Genomic DNA, 20,595 nt, shown 5'->3' on the forward strand with positions numbered 1-20,595 from the left:
GTCGGCGTGCGCCCGCGGCCAGATTATGGATCAACCGACACCAGCGGAGACGCAGACAACAGAAGTAGAACACCCCCACGATATCACATTAATGATTGATGGTGGCACCTTTATCCCAGATGTGACGCGTAACCTGCATTTTGATTATATCGACGGGTTAACGGTACGTCATGCCTTGGCAAGCAGCGGGATTGTCAAATTTACAGAGGACCAGTCCGCCATTCAATCGGTGGGGGAGGTGTCGCTGGATTCGGCGTTGGAATGGGGGACCCGGCTAAATGATAAGGAACTGGCCTCTACCAACTGGGATCAGGAGCTGCAAATGGGTGACAAGCTGCTGGTTTACGTCAAGACGGTGGACAGCTATGAAGCGATCTCACCGCTGGCGTCCTTGCTGTTGATTATCGACGGGGGCGGTCAGAAGAAATATTTTGTCCATAAATACAGTGATAATACCACCGTTCGAGATCTCCTGAAGCACAGTGGAATGGTTCAGTTTAATCCCAACCATAAATCAATTATCTCCGTCGGCGGCTATACCCCTAAGCAGGACGAGCAATGGATCCTGAAAGTGAATGGGAAGAAGCTGCTGGATAATGGCCTGGATATGAGATTAAAGCCGCAAGACTACGTGGAGATTAGCTTGGGGACGCAATAGAAGTACGATGTAACTTAGAGATCCGTAATCCTGGTAATCATCCGGGAGAGCGGATCTATTAATAGAATATTGAAAAAGTTATGACAAAACTATGTTAAAATTTTCACAATTAATGTGAACGGAATCACAAAGTCCTCCTTATTTGAAAAGTATACTGGGAGCATGGGATAACTTCAAATTTTAACTATCGCCAAGTCGCATGAGACCAGGTGTTTATTGGAGGAGGCATTTTAAAGATATGGGAATGGAACGAGAGAAACTAGTTGTTATCGGTAACGGAATGGCCGGAATCAGCACGGTAGAGCAAATCCTGAAGTTGACTACGAAATTTGACATTACGGTATTCGGAAGCGAGCCGCATCCGAACTACAATCGGATTATGCTGTCATATGTGCTGGAAGGCAGCAAAACGCTGGACGATATCGTGCTGAACGATTTGAACTGGTACAAAGAGAACGGGATCACCCTGCATCTCGGAACTGCAGTGGAGCGGATTGATGCCGAAGCCAAAGAGGTCGTCGCCGAAAATGGGGTGCGCGTCCCGTACGATAAAGTGCTGATCGCAACGGGCTCCAATTCGCTGATCTTGCCGATTCCAGGCAGCGATAAGGAAGGGGTCGTTGGCTTCCGTGACATCGCGGACTGCAAGCAAATGTTGGAGGCGGCGAAGACCTACAAGAAGGCGGCCGTCATTGGCGGTGGACTGTTGGGATTGGAAGCGGCCAAAGGTCTTGTGCAACTGGGGATGGACGTGACGGTTGTGCATTTGATGGAAGATCTGATGGAACGCCAGTTAGACCATCAGGCAGCGAGCATGTTGAAAGCAGAGTTGGAGCGGCAAGGGATCAAATTTAAGATGGGCGCACAAACGACGGAGCTGTTTGGCGACCATCGGGTTCGCGGCCTGCGCTTTGCCGACGGGACGGAGCTGGAGGCAGAATTCGTTGTTATGGCTGTGGGGATCCGACCTAATGTTGCGGTTGCTAAAGCCAGCGGCATCGAAGTGAACCGTGGGATCGTCGTGAACGACTATCTGCAAACCTCGCTTGAAGGCGTGTATTCAGTGGGGGAATGTACGGAGCACCGCGGGGTTTGTTACGGTCTGGTTGCGCCTTTGTTCGAGCAGGGGATGGTGTTGGCGAAGCATATCAGCGGCGTGGATACCGCGCCTTATGAGGGTTCGGTCGTATCGACCAAGCTCAAAATTTCCGGCGTGGATGTATTCTCCACCGGTGAATTTATCGATGGACCGGAGCATACGGTGATCGTCAGCAAGGACGAGTGGAAACGCACCTATCAGAAAATTTTGCTGAAGGACGGCAAGCTGGTTGGGGCAGTGCTGTTCGGGGATATCACAGATTCGGCTGAGCTGCAGAAGCTGATTAAGCAAGGCGCGGAGATGACCGATGAGTTGTACGAATCGCTGATGGGCGGGGGTTGCTGCGGCGGCACCAAGAAGAAGGCATCGGTCGAAACGATGAGCGATGAGGAAATCGTCTGCGGCTGTAACGGGGTGACGAAAGGCACGATCGTAGACTGCATCGTAAATCAAGGGATGACGACGGTCGACGAGATTAAAGCGAGCACCGGAGCGACTCGATCTTGCGGCGGCTGTAAACCGGTCGTCGAGCAGATCCTGCAATATGTGCTTGGTGATGGCTTTACCCAATCGGCGAAACAGGGGATTTGCAGCTGCACTACGCTTAGCCGGGACGAGATCGTTGCCGAGATTAAAGCGAAAGGGCTGCAGACAACCAAAGAAGTGATGAATGTGCTCGGATGGACGCAGCCGGAAGGCTGCTCGAAGTGTCGGCCGGCGATTAACTACTATCTGGGCATGATCTACCCGGATACCCATGAAGATGAAAAAGCTTCGCGTTTCGTCAACGAACGGATGAATGCCAACATCCAGAAGGACGGCACGTATACCGTGGTGCCGCGGATGTACGGCGGCGTCACGACGCCGGAAGATCTGAAGAAAATCGCCGATGTTTCGTTGAAATACAATGTCAAGGTGGTCAAGGTCACGGGCGGACAACGGCTGGATTTGATCGGCGTGAAGAAAGAGGACCTGCCGAAGGTGTGGGCGGAGCTGGATATGCCGTCAGGTTATGCTTATGCCAAATCGTTGCGCACAGTAAAGACCTGCGTTGGTTCGCAGTTCTGCCGTTTTGGCACCCAGGATTCAATGGGTATGGGCGCGCTGCTGGAGCGCAAATTCGAGCGGCTGGACTTCCCGGCGAAATTTAAGATGGCGGTTAACGGCTGCCCGCGTAACTGCGCCGAGTCGTGCACCAAAGATATCGGGATCGTTGGCAATGACGGCGGTTGGGAGGTCTTCATTGGCGGTAACGGCGGGATCAAGCCGCGCTTGGCGGACTCGCTGTGCAAGGTGAAAACCGATGAAGAATTGATTGAAGTGTGCGGCGCGCTGATGCAGTACTACCGTGAAACCGGCAACTACCTGGAGAGAACGTCGGAATGGGTGGAACGGATGGGCCTTGAACATATCCGCTCGGTTATCGTTGACGATGTGAAGAACCGCAAAGCGCTGATGGAACGGATTGAATTTGCTTTGAAGCAAGTATCCGATCCATGGAAAAAAGTGCTGAACGACAACGAACAGCTTGGCAAATTGTATCACTCGTTAGAAGTGAGCAGCCAGCTGTAATACAGCGTCCTGGAGAAAGGGGTCATGGTGCATGAGTATGGAGAGTAAGGGCGAAACGTTTTATCCTGTTGGTGCCTTGGAGGATTTTCTGCCGCAAATCGGGCGTGTCGTGGAAGTGGCCGGCCTGCAAATTGCCGTGTTCCGAACATCGGATGGCCGGATTTTTGCGGCGCTGAACCAAAATCCGCATCCAAAGGGCGGACCGCTGGCCGAGGGGATCGTATCGGGTCATTATCTGTATGATCCGTTGTATGATTGGAAAATCGACCTGACCACCGGGCTCGTTCAAGCACCGGATACCGGGCAGGTCACGATGTTCCCGGTCAAGGTGGAGGACGAACAGGTCTACATTGCCGCTGCTGCTTTGCAGCAAGCGTAGTGCGGCTATTGACAGCGCGGTGATCGGAAGGTCGCCGCGCTATTTTTGAAGCATGAGGCAAGTTTGATTTGGGGGCGGTGCGGTATTCGTCGGCATGGCATATTGGTTCATTTCGACCGTGCGCAAGAAAGCATAGGGCGCATAACCACACAAGTATCCCCCAACCTCATTGGGTAGCGAAGAGGATTGGGGGATTTTTTTGCGCGATGGGAGGAAAGTAAAAAAACCGCCCTCCAATCATGGGACGGTTCAATACACCGGAACTAACGCCGTATATAGGGCGAGTACTAGGCGGTTAAATACGGCAGATTTCGTTCGGGCACAGCTCGCAGTGGCAAATATCTTGCAGCATGACCAGGTCTTTGATTACGATCATCCCGTTCTCATAGTCCAGCGCTTCTTTTTTGCGCAGGTCGCTTAGCATCCGGTTGACACTTTCGCGCGTTGCCCCGATCATGTTGGACAAGTCAGTATGGGTGATCTTCTTATTGATCAGAATTGCATCTCCGTGCGGTTCACCGTACGTATTGCTCAAGCGAATCAAGGTCGAGCACAAAGCGCCCGGTTTGCCGTACATCATCAAATCGCGGAATTTGGTTTGCGTCAAACGGTGATGGATGCCCATCCATTTCATGAAATCGATGGCGAAATCGCAATGCTGGCAAATCATGATTTCCAGGTCCTTCTGCTCAATAATACCGATTTCACAGTCTTCGATAACTTCGGCGGTAAAACTATGCTTCGAGCTGAAGAACGGATCGGCTTGCCCAACCATATCGCCGACACCATACATGTAGAGGATCAACTCTTTGCCCTCATCTGTCGATTTCGTCAACTTCACGCGGCCGCGCTTGATGTAGAACAGTTTATCGGAATAGTCTCCTTCCCAGAACAAATGTGTCCCCTCGGGATAAGATTTGTCTTTCATCGTAACGAGAAGGCGATTGAAGTTTTGCTCTGAAAAACAGCTCGTATTGCCGCGGGGCAGGGTGGCATTCACAATTTCACTCATCATCGATTTCCCCTTTGTGCTCCAAATTTTTCTGAAAATTTTAAATTAATTATAACTGGTTTTTTTTAATTTTTGGGGGCTATAAAGCCCGAAAAAGTGAACATTGTGAGAAATTTCACTATGTCGAATCGGATATTCACGCTAAAAACGGTGCAAATTAATAAACTGGCGCTCGCAGCATTCGATAAGTATTTCAAAGAGACACTATGTACACAATGTAAAGTATATATGAAAAATTTATCGTGGCAAGCGAAAAACTTTCAACTTTTTTAAAGTATGTGAAAAAATTCACTATACAAAACAAAAAGCCTGTGCTATGATCAAGACATAAAGAGAAGCACACAAGCTTCATAGGGATTCGCTCATAAGTGAATTTTTTCACAAATTAAATTTTAGTCCACCATGTGCAAGCAAATCCCTAATCCAAAAATTTAGGAGGGTGAGAGAGATGGCTGTTAAAAACGAAGTGGCTGTGAAAGCTCAGCCAACCGCACAAGAGTATATTCAAACGTTGATCGACAAAGCGAAGAAAGCTTCCGAAGCTTTCATGAGCATGGATCAGGAGCAGATCGACAAGATTGTGCAAGCGATGGCTTTGGCTGGACTCGACAAGCATATGTATCTGGCGAAAATGGCGATCGAGGAAACGGGACGCGGCGTTTACGAAGATAAAATCATCAAGAACATGTTTGCAACGGAGTATATTTGGAACAGCATTAAGTACCAAAAAACAGTTGGCGTCATCGAAGACAATCCTTACGAAAGCTTCCAAAAAATCGCCGAGCCGCTCGGGATCATTATGGGGATTACTCCAGTTACGAACCCGACATCGACTACGATTTACAAAGCGCTGATCGCCGTGAAGACACGCAATCCGATCATCTTCGGCTTCCATCCATCCGCGCAAAAATGTAGTGCAGAAGCCGCTAAAATATTGCTTGAAGCGGCCGTTAAACACGGCGCACCTGCGGACTGCATCCAATGGATCGAAGATCCTTCCATGGATCGCACGAACGCGCTGATGAATCACCCGGACGTAGCTTGCATTCTGGCTACCGGCGGTTCCGCGATGGTTAAAGCGGCTTATAGCTGCGGTAAACCGGCCCTCGGCGTAGGCCCTGGTAACGTTCCTTGCTTCATTGAGAAGAGCGCCGACCTGGATCAAGCGGTTAACGACCTGATCTTGTCCAAAACGTTCGACAACGGCATGATTTGCGCATCCGAACAGGCGGTAATTATCGAAGAACCGATCTTTGACCAAGTGAAGAAGAAAATGATCGCCAACGGCTGCTATTTTGTAAATAAAGAAGAAGCTGCGAAGCTGACCGCAGGCGCGATCAACGCTGAAAAATGTGCGGTGAACCCTGCGATCGTTGGTCAATCGGCCGTAAAAATCGCGGAAATGTGCGGCATCGACGTCCCGGCCGGAACGAAAATTCTCGTTGCCGAGATCGAAGGCGTTGGCCCGAAATTCCCATTGTCTGCAGAAAAGTTGAGTCCTGTACTCGCTTGCTACAAAGTGAAAAATGCAGAGGAAGGCATTAAGCGTGCGCTGGAAGTGGTGCAATTCGGCGGTATGGGTCATTCCTCGGTCATCCACTCGAATAATGATGAAGTGATTCAACAATTCTCCGAACGGATGCCAACCTGCCGGATCCTGGTGAACCAACCTTCTTCGCAAGGCGGTATCGGCGACATCTACAACACGAACCTGCCGTCGCTGACACTGGGCTGCGGATCGTATGGACGCAACTCGACTTCGTCGAACGTAACGGCCGTGAATCTGATCAACGTGAAAAGGGTGAATCATCGTACCGTGAACATGCAATGGTTTAAAGTGCCTAGCAAAATTTACTTCGAGAAAAACTCGACGCAATACTTGGCGAAGATGCCGGACATCTCCCGCGTCATGATCGTGACTGACCCGATGATGGTGAAGCTTGGCTATGTGGAAAGAGTCGAACATTTCTTGCGTCAACGCCAAACGCCAGTCGCCATCGAAGTGTTCTCGGACGTTGAACCCGATCCATCGACCACGACTGTACAACGCGGTACAGAGCTGATGGCGAAATTCCAGCCGGACTGCATTATCGCGCTGGGCGGCGGTTCGCCGATGGACGCAGCCAAAGGCATGTGGCTGTTCTATGAATATCCGGATACCGACTTCCACAATCTGAAGCAAAAATTTATGGATATTCGCAAACGGATCTACAAATATCCGCGTCTCGGCCAAAAAGCGAAGTTCGTGGCGATTCCAACAACGTCGGGTACCGGTTCCGAAGTGACCTCGTTCTCGGTAATCACGGATAAAATCAACGGCAATACGAAATACCCGTTGGCGGATTACGAGCTGACGCCGGACGTCGCGATTATCGACCCTGAATTCGTATACAGCTTGCCAAAAGTTGCAGTCGCAGATACCGGAATGGACGTACTGACGCATGCGATCGAAGCTTATGTCTCGGTTATGGCGAACGACTACACAGACGGTCTGGCGATTAAAGCGATCCAACTGGTGTTCCAATACCTGGAGAAATCGGCACTGACCGGTGACAAGCTGGCCCGTGAGAAAATGCACAACGCTTCGACGCTCGCAGGGATGGCGTTCGCCAACGCATTCCTTGGCATCAACCACAGCTTGGCGCACAAATGGGGCGGTCAATACGGTACGGCTCATGGACGTACCAATGCGATTCTGATGCCGCACGTCATCCGCTACAACGCGAAGAAACCAACGAAATTTGCGGCATGGCCGAAATACAGAAATTTCGTTGCCGATGAACGTTATGCAGAAATTGCCCGCATTCTGGGTCTGCCGGCTCGCACGACGGAAGAAGGCGTGAAGAGCTTGATCAAAGCGGTGCGCGATCTGAACAAGAAGCTGGGCATTCCGGAATCGTTCCAAGCGCTTGGTTTCGATGCGAAGGATTTCGAATCGCGCGTCGATTACCTGGCGGACCGTGCCTTCGAAGACCAATGTACGACGGCGAATCCGAAGCTGCCGCTGGTCAGCGAGCTGGCTGAGATTTATCGCGATGCCTTCTATGGTAGATTTGAAGAATAAGTGAACAGGCGGGTAAAAAAGGTGACAAATATCACTCAATGTGATATTTGTCACAATCTTTTTGGATAGGAAGAGCTATGATTACAGTATAAATGATCCCTCAGAAATAAGTGAGTGGAACCCGGTCTTTCGGGGCCGGGTACCATAATTGTCTAAGTTGTGAAAAGTATCACAAATTTTAGGGATCATGAGGCGCGGGATAGACCTTCAACCGCGACCACATATATAAATGGAGGGAATCAAGATGTCGGTGATCGAAAGAGAAGTAACAGAAACGAAGGCACAAAACGCATGGAGAGGCTTCAAAGCTGGGAAATGGATGAAGGAAGTGGATACGCGCGATTTCATCCAATCCAACGTGAATCCTTATGAAGGAAATGAATCCTTCTTGAAAGGCGCTACGGCGAACACGAAAGCGTTGTGGGATATCGTATCGCAGCTGTCCGTGAAAGAACGGGAAGCTGGAGGGGTCCTGGATGTAGACGTGAATACGCCGTCGACGATTACTTCCCATGCTCCTGGATATTTGGATAAAGAGAAGGAACAAATCGTTGGCGTTCAGGGTTCGGCCCCGTTCCAACGCACGATCCATCCATTCGGCGGGATCAACATGGTTATCAATGCATGCAAAGCTTATGGCTTCGATCTGCCAGCTGAGATCGTCAACCTGTTTACAACGATTCGTAAAACCCATAACCAAGGGGTATTTGATGCTTATACACCGGAAATGAGAGCCGCCCGTAAAGCCGGGATTATCACTGGCCTTCCTGACGCATACGGCCGCGGTCGGATCATCGGGGACTATCGCCGCGTTGCTCTGTATGGCGTAGACTTCTTGATCAAGCAAAAACAACAAGAACTGAAATCCCTTGAAGTGGATGTCATCGATGAAGATGTGATTCGCTTGCGGGAAGAAATTTCTGAACAAATTCGCGCTTTGGGTGAATTGAAACAGCTTGGCGAAATGTACGGATTCGACATTTCCAGACCGGCGAACAATGCGAAGGAAGCTTTCCAATGGCTGTACTTCGGTTATCTGGCAGCGGTCAAAGAACAAGACGGTGCCGCGATGTCCCTCGGACGTGTATCTTCGTTCCTCGATATTTACATTGAACGCGACCTGGCTGAAGGAACGCTGACTGAAGAAGCAGCCCAAGAATTGGTTGACCATTTCGTTATGAAGCTGCGCATCGTGAAATTCTTGAGAACGCCAGAGTACAACGAACTGTTCAGCGGTGACCCAACTTGGGTAACGGAATCGATCGGCGGGATGTCCGTAAACGGTCAGACGCTTGTAACGAAGAACAGCTTCCGCTTCCTGCATACGCTGTACAACCTGGGACCGGCTCCAGAACCAAACCTGACTGTGCTCTGGTCGGAGCAACTGCCTGATGCCTTCAAGAAATACTGTGCGAAGGTATCGATTGAAACGAGCTCGATTCAATACGAAAACGACGATCTGATGCGTCCGATTTACGGTGACGATTACGGGATCGCCTGCTGCGTCTCCGCGATGAGAATCGGGAAACAAATGCAATTCTTCGGCGCTCGTGCGAACTTGGCGAAAGCTCTGTTGTACGCGATCAACGGTGGTAAGGATGAAAAATCCGGCGTCCAAGTGGGTCCGGAATATCCAGCGATCACTTCGGAATATCTCGACTATAACGAAGTAATGAAACGCTTCATCCCAATGATGGAATGGTTGGCTAAGCTGTATGTCAACACCCTGAACGTGATCCACTACATGCATGATAAATACTGCTACGAACGGATCGAGATGGCGCTGCACGACCGTGACATTCTTCGTACGATGGCTTGTGGTATCGCCGGCTTGTCCGTGGCAACCGATTCGCTCAGCGCGATCAAATATGCGAAAGTGAAACCGATCCGCAACGAAAACGGCATTGCAGTAGACTTCGAAATCGAAGGCGACTTCCCTTGCTACGGCAACAACGACGACCGCGTTGACCAAATTGCGGTAGAGCTGGTTGAAACGTTCATGAGCATGATCCGCAAGCATAAAACGTATCGTAACTCGCTGCCAACTCAATCGGTGTTGACAATTACGTCGAACGTTGTATATGGTAAGAAAACAGGCAGCACGCCGGACGGACGTAAAGCTGGCGAACCGTTCGCACCAGGGGCGAACCCGATGCACGGCCGCGACAAGAAAGGGGCGTTAGCTTCCCTGAGCTCGGTAGCGAAACTGCCATATGAGCACAGCTTGGACGGCATCTCGAATACGTTCTCGATCGTGCCGAAGGCATTGGGTAAAGAAATCGAAACTCGCCAATCGAACCTTGTATCGATGATGGACGGATACTTCGGCAGCAACGCGCATCACTTGAACGTCAACGTCTTTGACCGTGAACAACTGCTTGACGCTATGGAACATCCGGAGAACTATCCGCAATTAACGATCCGTGTATCGGGGTATGCGGTGAACTTCATCAAGTTGACTCGTGAACAACAATTGGATGTCATCAACCGGACCTTCCACGGCAAAATGTAATAACCTGCTGACTAGCAGCAACAATTGAAGCTGAACGATAAAATGGGGAGTTGGGCTTGGATCGCCTTTCTCCCCATTCCATTATCGGGAGCGATTTAGGGAAAGGGTGACGAAGATGCTTAAAGGTCGCATACATTCATTAGAAACGTTCGGAACCGTAGATGGACCGGGGATTCGTTTCGTCCTCTTTATGCAAGGCTGCTTGTTGCAGTGCCAATATTGCCATAACCCGGACACCTGGAGTTTGACGGAAGGCAAGGAGATGACGGTTGAAGAAGTTTTGGCTGAAATCGAGCCATACTTGAACTACTATCGTACATCGGGCGGCGGGCTGACGGTTTCGGGCGGCGAAGCGACGCTGCAGGCGCCGTTTGTTACGGAATTGTTCCGGGAAGTGAAGCGGCGCTGGAACCTTCATACGACGCTGGATACGAACGGCTATAACGAGGGCGACAAGATCAAAGATTTGCTGGATGTCACCGATTTGGTCCTGTTGGATTTAAAACATATCGACAACGAGAAGCACATCAAGCTGACGGGCAAACCTAACGATCGAATGTTGAAGATGGCTCGCTGGCTGTCGGATCATGATCGGAAAATGTGGATTCGTCACGTATATGTGCCCGGCATCCACAACGATGAACAAGATTTGCTGGAGCTCGGGCGGTTTATCGGCAGCCTGAAGGGGGTAGAGAAGTTCGAAATTCTCCCTTACCACCAAATGGGCGTATACAAATGGCAGGAGCTCGGTTGGGCTTACCCGCTGGAAGGTGTACCTTCGCCCACGGATGAAGAGATCGAACGAGCTTATCGGTTGATTCGCGAAGGCGAGCAGCAAGTAGCAGCCAACTTGTGAAATATATGTCATATACTCTTACACTAAAATCCAATATCTCAATTCCAAACGGTTAAACCTCTCAATATACGTTAGGTTTAACCGTTTTCATTTTGGTTTTTAGAGGATATTATCCCCTGAATAGAAAAATGTCCTCCTTATCAAAGGTGGTGACGCTTTCTATAATGAGGGTGTATCACATAAACGAGTTTGAGGAGGGTCTATCTAACATGAGGAAGAGTTTGGTGCTGCTGCTGTCTCTTGTGTTTGTTGCATCCGCGCTGCTCGCCGGCTGCGGCAAATCCGGCAACAACGGAAACAATGCTGCCCCTGCCCCGTCGAATGAAAGCCAGGGCACGTCAAATGCGGGGACCGAAACGGAAACGAACAACGATCCGTTTGAAATCACGATCCGCCACACCCAGGTTGGGGAATCCAAGAAGTTCCGCCTGGCGATGCTGGAGGACGTCGTTAAGAAGACGGAAGCTGCTGTACCGGGCTTAACGATCAAGCTGGATGCGGTAGACTCCGAAGTGAACCGCAAAGAGAAGCTGCGGGGTGAAATGGCTGCTGGCAAACCGCCGGAAATCTTCGACGTCTTTGGCAGTCCGGATGCCCAACTGTATGCCAAGGAAGGCTTGATGCTGGATTTGACGCCAATCATCGAAGAATTGGGGATCAAAGATAAATTTACGACACTAGATCCGTTTACCCTTGACGGCAAAGTATACGGCTTGCCAATCGGGGGTTCTATCGAAGGGTATTTCTACAATAAAGAGTATTTTGAATCCAAAGGGCTGACGGTACCGAAGACGCTTGGGGAACTGGAGCAAATCGCCGAGAAAATTAAGGCGGACGGCAAAATTCCGTTTGCACAATCCTCGAAGGATGCTTGGATTCCGCTGATGACGACCAATAACCTGTGGTCCTATTATGCCGGTCCGGAGATCACTTATGGCTTCAAGACAGGCGCAACGAAATGGACAGACGAGAATATGGTCAAGGCGATTGCCAAACATCAGGAATGGGTTGAAAAAGGTTACTTTAAGAAAGGCGAGCTCGGCTTTGAATACGCGGATATGAGAAACCAAGTCATTACAGGCGAGGCCATCATGATGATGGACGGCTCCTGGGCGAACTCCGTATTCCGTGATCCGGCTCAAGCTGGCGACATGGTTGGCAAAATCGGCTTCTTCAACATGCCGCCATTAAATGAAGGGGATCCAGTTGTTGTCATGCAGGATGCCAATAACGGTTATGGCTTCTCCAGTGCCGTTGCGGAGGATCCACGCAAGCTGGCAGCCGTTAAGGAATTCATCAAGAACATGTGGACGGAAGAAATGCAGCTGCGCGGCTTGAAAGAAGACGGCGTACTTCCGGCCATGAAGATGGATTTGGAGCAAATGAAGACGGCGTCCGACGACCCGCTGATGCAGGATATTTTTAGAGCGGTAAGTGAAATCGGCACTTCCTTCCCGGCGTTTGACGCGCTCGTGCAAGCGGAAGTGAATACGGCGCTGAGCATGGGCATTCAGCAAATCATCGGCGGCGAAATCGACCCGGCGAAGATGCTGGAGAATGTGCAGGCCGCGCAAGATGCAGCCAATGCTGCGGCGGAATAATTGTGAAATCTCAAGTTTGATCATGAACAAGGGCGTCACCCGCCGGCAGCGGTTCTGGGGACGCCCTTGCTTCCAACTACGGAGGTATAGGCATGAATAAAGCGCTCAGAAGTCCTCTGATTTACAGCTTATTTGTTCTCCCGGCATTGATCTTGTTTGTTGCCTTTTTCATCTATCCGATCTTTAACGCCATCAACAACAGCTTTACCAGCTGGAACGGCATTTCTAAGCATATGACCTATATTGGTTTGGACAATTATGAGATGGCCTTCAAGGATCAAGCATTCTGGAAATCGGTGCGCAACAATGTGTACTTCATTCTGTTCTCCTGTCTGATTCAGGTTCCGCTGATCGTGTTCTTCTCCCTCTTAATCGCAAATGTGAAGAAGCTGAAGGGACTGTATAAGACAGCGGTCTTTATGCCGTCGATCATGTCCACCGCCGTCATCGGGATCTTGTGGGGGTTCATTTATAATCCTGATTTCGGGCTGATGAACCAAGTGCTTGGGATCTTTGGCATTCCTCCGGTGTACTGGCTGTCGGACAAAAATTGGGCCATGCTCTCCATCCTGATTACGAATGCTTGGCAGTGGACCGGATTCTATATCGTAATGGTGCTGGCGGCGATTCTGGCAATCCCGCGTGAACTGGACGAAGCCGCGGCGATTGATGGAGCGAGCGGCATCCAACGGGCGATCCGAATTACCCTTCCGCTGATCATGCCGATCATTAGTGTCGTCGTGATGCTGTCGGTGGCCGGCGCCATGAAAGCGGCCGATATCGTACTAGTTATGACCAAAGGCGGGCCGGCCGGCTCAACGGACGTCATGGCAACGTACATGATCCGCTACGCGATCACCAGCTTCCGTCACGGATTTGGCAACGCCATCGCCGTGCTGATCTTTGCCTTTACGATCATTATTACCGCCTTGTACCAAATCCTGGTCGTTCGACGCACAGAAAGGATTGAATACTGATGAGAGTGCTGAAAAAGTCGATCCCGCATCTGTTCCTGATGGCGTATCTGCTCATCATTTTGTATCCGTTTCTGTTCGTGTTGTTCTCTTCGGTCAAAACCGATAACCAAGCGATCGCTTCCAATCCGTTTGGGTTACCGTCGTCGATTATTTTTGACAATTACATTAATGCTTGGGTGAACGCCAAGATCAGCACGTATTTTTTCAATAGCTTATATATCGGTGTATTATCGGCGTGCTTGTCGATTCTGTTTGCGGCGATGCTGGCCTTTGCCGTGACCCGCATGCGGTTCAACCGGCTCAGTGCGGTCGTATTCCAGCTCATCCTGCTGGGGATGCTGATCCCCAACAACTCGCTGCTGCTGCCGATCTACAGCATGATGCGGAACCTGAACGTTCTCGACACGCACATAGCCTTGATTTTGCCTTATGTGGCGAACGCGATTCCGTTTTCGGTCATTATTCTAGCGGCGTTTATGCGCTCGATCCCGGGTGAAATTGAAGAAGCTGCCGTTATGGACGGATTAGGCTCTGCGGGGGTGTTCTTTCGCGTGATGCTGCCGCTAACGGTGCCGGCAATCGTGACCGTGTTTATCATTAACTTCCTCGGCAACTGGAACGAGTTTTTGCTGGCAAACTATTTCCTGTCCAAGGATGAACTTCGCACGCTCCCGGTTGGGATGGTCGGATTCCGTGATGCGTACAACACCAACTACGCGCAGATGTCAGCTGGCATCGTGTTCAGCGTACTGCCGGTCATGATCATCTATGCAGTGCTTCAAGAAAAAATAATTGAAGGCGTTACGGCTGGCAGCGTTAAAGGTTAGATCGCGGCGTGGTAGAATAGGGTTAGTCTTACCAATTGGGAGCTGCCGCCGATGAATTTGCGCATTAAGCTGTTTACCGCCTTTTTGGGGTTAGTCATCATTCCATTGTTTATATTAGGCATTATCACGTTTTGGATTACGTTTAATTCGATTGAGAAGAAATACAGCCAGCAGGCGGAATATTCGCTGAAGGCCATCGGCTACAGCATTAAGAACGTCTTTCAGGAGATGGATAACGTCACGGATAACGGGATTGCCAAAGGGGTTTTTCAAGCTGCTTTATCCGCCAAGGATCCGGATTCCCAGGATTTGACGGCCACGACCCAGCTGGAGCTGAACGCCAATCAGCGAAATTTCCGTTCTCTGCTGTACAGCCATCCGGCCATTGACTACGCGTTTTTGTACAACATCCATGGAGGCCGGAAATCCAATGTCATCGCGATCTTTAATAAGGAAAATTTCGAGACGCTGCCCTATGAAAAATTCAAGGAGCATCCTTTATATAACGAAGTGATGGCCCTGAACGGCCAGCCGAAATGGATCGCTCCCCACGAATATCCGGAATTAACCGGATCGGACAACGTGTTTACGCAAATCCGCCTAATCAAAGAGCTTAGCAACCTGGAGCGGGTTGGCGTGCTGGTGGTGCAGATCAAGAATTGGGAGTTTGAGAAGATTTTTCAGAACCTGAAGCTGGGCAGTCAGATGCGCGATACCCGGTTTATGCTGGTGAATGACAAAGGACTGATTCTGTACGATTATCATTTGGAGTTGGATGGCCAGCAAATCAAGGCCTATCTGCCAAAGAAATTGAAATGGGAAAGCGACGAGAGGTATCGGAGTTTTAAAGGGAAATTTAACAACCAAGAGAGCGTCATCTCCATTTATAAATTACAGGATTATCCGTGGAGCCTCGTTTCGGTTACATCCTGGAGTTATTTGTCGCAGGAGGTTACGACCTTTGCCAAATGGTTTGTTGCCATTATTTGTGTGTGCTTGCTGACGGCGATGTTATTTAATTTGATCTTTATGAATCGGATCACGGGGACCATCGGTGTGATTGTCCGATTCATGCGCAAGGTGGAGAGCGGCGACCTGAAAGCTCGGGTAGACGAGAAGGGCGACGATGAGCTGCTTCTGCTGCAGAAGGGCTTCAACAACCAGATGGATAAAATCAATGAGCTGTTTGAGCAAGTGAAACGGGAGCAACGGCTGAAGGCCAATGCCGAGCTGCGCGTGTTGCAGGCTCAGATTAAGCCGCATTTCTTATTTAATACGTTGGAATCGATTAACGTGCTTGCCGTCCAAAACGAAGGGCGCAAGGTCAGCGAAATGGTGCTACGGCTGGCGAATATTTTACGGATTAGCATTCAAGACAAAGAAGAGATCAAGCTCAGCCTTGAAATCGAGCATTTGCGCAGCTATTTGGAAATTCAGAAGTTCCGATTCGAGGAGTTGTTCGAATATTCGATCGATATTCCGGACGAAATGATGAACTGCCTGCTGTTGAAGCTTACGCTGCAGCCGCTTGTGGAGAACAGTATTCAGCACGGGTTTGAGGGCATCGATTATAAAGGCAGGATCGCGGTCACGGGGAAAATGGAGGAAGATCGCATTCTGCTGCGGGTTGAAGATAACGGAATTGGGATGACCAATGAGCAGTTGGCGAAGATTCAATATGCGGATTTAGACGATCCGGCATATCGGTCCTTGACACCCTACCCGAACCATGAACGTCGGGGCTTGGGACTTCGCAGCGTGTCGGATCGGCTGAGATTTCAGTATGGCAGCAGGTACGGATTATTTATTTGCTCGCAGCCCGGGTACGGGACGACGATTCAGTGTGTGATACCAAGATATGAGGCGGGTGTTCACGATGAAGTTAAAAGCGTTGCTGGTTGACGACGAAATTCATATACTCACGAACTTGTCGAAGGTTTTGCCTTGGGAGGAAATGGGGTTTGAAGTTGTTTTGTTGGCCAAGAACGGCAAGGAAGCGTTAGAGATCGCTTCAAAGCATCGTCCCGACTTGATCTTAAGCGATATCCGCATGCCAGTGATGGATGGCATTCAACTGCTGCAGGAGCTGCGGGAGCGGGAGATCCCTTGCGAAATTTTGTTGTTGACCGGGTATCAGGAATTTGAATATGCTCGAACTGCAATACGTTACGGCGTGAAGGATTACATTTGCAAACCAATCAACTATTTTGAGCTGGAGGAGACGGTTCGAGGGATTGCAAAGCAGATTCGCGAGAAGCGCAAAAACCTGAACAAGGAGCAGCGGCTGAACCAGGTGGTTGATCTAGCCAATGAAAACTTCCTCTTACATTCCTTGCTCGGACAAGAGACGGATGCGGAAGGGCTGTTGTGGGATGACGAGGATGGAAGTAAAGAGCAACGACGTTACGCCATGATGCTCTTGGATTTGGAAGGTTATTCACACCGATCGATTGCCTGGACGCTCCATGAACGAAAAGCGTGGAATCTGCACATCAAGCATGCGTTGAAGGATGTATTTGGCGAAGTATTACCCGGCTTAACCGTGCTGCAGATCCGGGAAGGAGAATGGTGCCTTGTGTTTCCATCCCCTTCAGGGGATCGGACCGTTGACGAGCAGGCGTTGATGCCGGGCTTTGAGCGGATCCGACAGCTCATTCGCAGCAAGGAGGAGCTTCCTGTTCGGATGTGCATGGCGGCAGGGCCTCATGGTTTGCAGGAAATATCGCTGGTGTACCATCGCTTGCAGCATCGGTTGATTTTGGGAGCGGCGCAGGAAGGTTTCGTGAAGGCGGATGCGCTGCCAACGGACGATTTTGCTCCGGATCAGGACGCGATGGAAGTGCAATGGGGCTGGATCGAGCAGCTGGGAACCGGATTGCGCAATGGGAGCGGCGAGGTCTTGGAACGCATTGCCGGGGAATTGAAATCGTATATCGGAGGTCTGGATGAACGGCAGGCGTGTGCGGCGGAGAAGCTGATGCACTATTTGCTAATCCATTTGCTGCGTGAAATGCGCGAGCTGCAGATGCTCCCAGGGGAACAGGAAGAAGGGTTATGGAAGCGGCTGCGGGAGCCGATGAGTTTGAAGGAGCTGCTGTCCATAATCGTTTCGCTCATCGAGCATGCGCGCAGCTCCCTGTCCGCGAAGAAGTCCTCGGAACTGCTGATGATGTCTGCACAAAATTATATCCAGAACCATCTCGGCCGTGACTTTGGAATTGAAGACATTGCCGACTATCTGGGCATTAGCAGCAGTTACTTTTGCTTGCTCTTTAAGAATCATTTTGGCGAAACATTTGTTGAGTATTTGACCAAACAGCGAATGGAAATGGCGAAATGCCTGTTGCGGACCAGTGAACGTTCGATCGCTCAAATCGGCAACTCCATCGGTTATCAGGAACGGCGATATTTCACAAAGGTCTTTCAGAAGTACACCGGCATGACGCCGTCGGATTACCGACAGAAGGAATCAAACGTATCTTAAAACGAAATGGAGAATTCAACAAGGAGGACGGCTCGTGGACTTAACCGCATGGACGTTAGAGGAGAAAGTCGGGCAGTTATTTATTTGTGGATTCCATAGCTTGGTGCCGGACGAACAGATTCGGACGCTGGTGCAGCAGTACCATGTGGGCGGCGTCGTATATTTCCGCCGGAACATTGCTTCAGTGGAGCAGCTCGCTGAGCTGTCGCGGAGCTTGCAAAGCTTGCCGCGCAGCAAACCGGAGCTTCCGCTGTTTATCTCGATCGATCAGGAAGGCGGGATGGTCGCTCGGCTGGATCATGAAGGGATGAGCCGGATTCCCGGCAATATGGCGCTTGGGGCGGCGAATGACCCTGCTCTCACGGAGGAAGTGGCGCGGCTTGCAGCCAAGGAGATGCTGCAGCTCGGCATCAACTTCAACTTTGCGCCGTGCGTCGACGTCAATAACAATCCGGCCAATCCCGTGATCGGCGTCCGCTCGTTTGGGGAGCGGCCGGACCAGGTGGCCGTGCATGGCGCCGCGGCGGTTCGCGGCTATCAAGCCGAAGGCGTGATCGCGACGGCGAAGCACTTCCCCGGCCACGGGGATACAGCCGTGGATTCCCACCGCGGCTTAGCCAGCGTCCCGCACGGGAAGGAGCGGCTGTACCAGGTTGAGCTGGTCCCGTTCCGGGAGGCGATTGCCGAGGGCGTGGATGCGATCATGACGGCGCATGTGATCTTTCCGGCGTTTGAGCCGGAAGGGACGCCAGCCACATTGTCGCATCGGGTGCTGACCGGCTTGCTGCGAGAGGAGCTGGGCTACGGCGGGCTGATCGTCACCGATTGCCTGGAGATGCAGGCTATCGCGGGACATTATGGCATCGCCGAGGGTGCGGTGCAAGCGATTGAAGCCGGCGCGGACCTCGTGCTCGTGAGCCATACGCTGGCTGAACAGCGTGCGGCGATCGAGCGGGTGGCCGAAGCGGTGCGCAGCGGCCGGATCAGCGAGGCGCGCCTTGACCGCTCGCTCGAGCGCATCTTGGCGCTCAAGGCGAAGCGGATCGGCAGTGCGGCGCAGGCGGCAGCCGCTGCAACCGCGACGACAGCGCCGCTGACGCCGGAGGCGGAGAGCGCTGCGCTGCTGCGCCGAGCGGCTGAGCGCAGCGTGACGCTCGTGAAGGGAGCGGTCCGCTTGCCGCTCAAGAGCGACCAGCCGGTGCTGGTCGTCTGGCCGGAGCTGCGGCACCGCACCGAGGTCGATGAGCCAGCGGTGCATCAATATACGCTGGCGGACGCGCTGCGGCCGCTTCATGCTCAGGTGAGCATGACGGTCATTGGCACACAGCCCAGCGAAGAAGAGATTGCCGCGGTGCTGGAACAAAGTGAAGAGGTCGACCAAATCGTTGTGGCGACCTACACAGCGGTGGGAGAGATTCCTGAAGGCCAGCAGAAGCTCGTCCAGCGCCTTCAGCAGCTCCCGGGCAAACGTCTGATCGTCATATCTACGCGAAATCCTTATGACTTGAACGCCTTTCCTGAGATTGAGACCTATCTTTGCTTATATGAAAATCGTCCGTTTTCGTTGGATGCCGCAGCCAAGGTGCTGGTCGGTGAGCTGCAGCCGCAGGGAGTATTGCCCGTCAGCTTAAATCAGGATTAGTCCATCTTCTCATAGAAACGTCCGGGAGTGATTTCCGGGCGTTTTTTAAGATATCAGAAAGTATAAACTTCGGGGCATTGGCATCCTGATATCGCAAGAAAAACTTCCGCTAAACGCGGTCTGTCTACTTTGAATGTACGTCGACAGACGTTTTTCTTAACATTATAGAATTTATAAAATTTCGGGGTGGGAGAGGCCTTCCGCCTCGTTTTTGTTTTTGGTAAGGTAAACGTATGGAGACGAACATTTTGAAGCGAATCTTCTTTGACGAGCATAGACACTGGGAGCGATTTGTTGCGAAGCATAAGGACAAGCTTCGATCCAACGTGATCAAGGAAGTGGAGAAATTCCGGAAATGCGGAGATCCAAGGAATGGCTTTAAGCTAATGGTGTGCGAAGGCTGCCACGACCTACGGCTCGTTCCGTATCGTTGTAAAGGAAGATTCTGTACGACCTGTTCATGCGGAGAAACAGAGGAATGGGCACGTCTCCTGGAACAAGATGTATTCCAAGTCAACCACCGCCATGTCGTCTTCACGATCGACGAAGGATTACGGGAAATCTTTCTGCTCCATCGGGCAAAATTACTCAAAGAATTTATGGATGAAGCGGTACGCTTAGTCAAAGAACATTTTGAGAAGAAACATAAGGTAACTCCCGGAATCGTAGCTGGGTTGCATACGTTTGGGGCACGGCTTAACTTCAATCCTCATGTACATATGCTCGTAACGATGGGAGGAATGAAGAAGACCGGGGAGTGGAAAACATACGATTTTATTCCGTTCGAGATGCTGCGTAAGCAATGGCAGACGGTTGTTTTGAAGCTGATTCGTCGAAAGTTAAGTGAACAAGAGAAAAAGCAAGTGCAGTCCCGTTTGCAAAAAGCTTACTGCGAGAACGGAGAAGGCTTTT

At 50.9% G+C, this 20,595-nt stretch carries 14 protein-coding genes; 13 read left to right on the forward strand and 1 reads right to left on the reverse strand.

The window, feature by feature from the left end; all coding sequences use genetic code 11:
- Positions 1 to 25: 25 nt before the first annotated feature.
- The 3 genes from RW092_RS18030 (at position 26) to nirD (ending at position 3,708) form a co-directional block, all read left to right on the forward strand.
- Positions 26 to 658 (forward strand): hypothetical protein, encoded by a 633-nt coding sequence (locus RW092_RS18030; protein WP_316010868.1) that lies wholly within the window; start codon positions 26 to 28, stop codon positions 656 to 658.
- 238 nt (positions 659 to 896) lie between these two features.
- Complete coding sequence (nirB, locus tag RW092_RS18035) at positions 897 to 3,329, forward strand: nitrite reductase large subunit NirB (RefSeq protein WP_316010869.1); 2,433 nt, start codon at positions 897 to 899, stop codon at positions 3,327 to 3,329.
- Positions 3,330 to 3,360: 31 nt separating this feature from the next.
- Positions 3,361 to 3,708, forward strand: a complete 348-nt coding sequence (nirD, locus tag RW092_RS18040) for a nitrite reductase small subunit NirD (protein ID WP_016311664.1) — start codon at positions 3,361 to 3,363, stop codon at positions 3,706 to 3,708.
- A 295-nt stretch (positions 3,709 to 4,003) separates the two neighbouring features.
- On the opposite strand, the gene RW092_RS18045 is transcribed toward nirD, so the two are convergent.
- Complete coding sequence (locus RW092_RS18045) at positions 4,004 to 4,720, reverse strand: Crp/Fnr family transcriptional regulator (protein WP_028538282.1); 717 nt, start codon at positions 4,718 to 4,720, stop codon at positions 4,004 to 4,006.
- A gap of 448 nt (positions 4,721 to 5,168) precedes the next feature.
- Between RW092_RS18045 and adhE the strand changes: the two genes are divergently transcribed.
- The 10 genes from adhE to RW092_RS18095 form a co-directional block, all read left to right on the forward strand.
- Positions 5,169 to 7,784, forward strand: a complete 2,616-nt coding sequence (adhE, locus tag RW092_RS18050; protein WP_016311666.1) for a bifunctional acetaldehyde-CoA/alcohol dehydrogenase — start codon at positions 5,169 to 5,171, stop codon at positions 7,782 to 7,784.
- A gap of 244 nt (positions 7,785 to 8,028) precedes the next feature.
- The gene (gene pflB, locus RW092_RS18055) at positions 8,029 to 10,296 is read left to right on the forward strand and encodes a formate C-acetyltransferase (RefSeq protein ID WP_316010870.1); all 2,268 of its coding nucleotides are present in this window, start codon (positions 8,029 to 8,031) and stop codon (positions 10,294 to 10,296) included.
- Between the two features lie 115 nt (positions 10,297 to 10,411).
- Entirely contained in the window at positions 10,412 to 11,152 is a 741-nt protein-coding gene (gene pflA, locus RW092_RS18060) for a pyruvate formate-lyase-activating protein (protein WP_316010871.1), read from the forward strand.
- Between the two features lie 209 nt (positions 11,153 to 11,361).
- The gene (locus RW092_RS18065; protein ID WP_316010872.1) at positions 11,362 to 12,753 is read left to right on the forward strand and encodes an ABC transporter substrate-binding protein; all 1,392 of its coding nucleotides are present in this window, start codon (positions 11,362 to 11,364) and stop codon (positions 12,751 to 12,753) included.
- A 92-nt stretch (positions 12,754 to 12,845) separates the two neighbouring features.
- Positions 12,846 to 13,730, forward strand: coding sequence for a carbohydrate ABC transporter permease (locus RW092_RS18070; RefSeq protein ID WP_028538279.1), 885 nt, complete (start codon positions 12,846 to 12,848; stop codon positions 13,728 to 13,730).
- Positions 13,730 to 14,557, forward strand: a complete 828-nt coding sequence (locus tag RW092_RS18075) for a carbohydrate ABC transporter permease (RefSeq protein WP_316010873.1) — start codon at positions 13,730 to 13,732, stop codon at positions 14,555 to 14,557. Before RW092_RS18070 ends, RW092_RS18075 begins: the two co-directional genes overlap by 1 nt.
- Positions 14,558 to 14,608: 51 nt before the next feature.
- Entirely contained in the window at positions 14,609 to 16,459 is a 1,851-nt protein-coding gene (locus RW092_RS18080; RefSeq protein ID WP_316010874.1) for a cache domain-containing sensor histidine kinase, read from the forward strand.
- Positions 16,434 to 18,041, forward strand: a complete 1,608-nt coding sequence (locus tag RW092_RS18085) for a response regulator (protein ID WP_316010875.1) — start codon at positions 16,434 to 16,436, stop codon at positions 18,039 to 18,041. The genes RW092_RS18080 and RW092_RS18085 overlap by 26 nt, the downstream gene beginning before the upstream one ends.
- A gap of 34 nt (positions 18,042 to 18,075) precedes the next feature.
- Positions 18,076 to 19,683 carry a beta-N-acetylhexosaminidase gene (gene nagZ, locus RW092_RS18090; protein ID WP_316010876.1) on the forward strand — a complete coding sequence of 536 codons (1,608 nt, stop codon included), beginning with the start codon at positions 18,076 to 18,078 and terminating at the stop codon, positions 19,681 to 19,683.
- A gap of 233 nt (positions 19,684 to 19,916) precedes the next feature.
- The coding region (locus RW092_RS18095) for an IS91 family transposase (protein WP_316010877.1) at positions 19,917 to 20,595 on the forward strand (679 nt) is incomplete at its 3' end.

Source organism: Paenibacillus sp. 3LSP, assembly GCF_032465655.1.
GTDB lineage: Bacteria > Bacillota > Bacilli > Paenibacillales > Paenibacillaceae > Fontibacillus > Fontibacillus barengoltzii.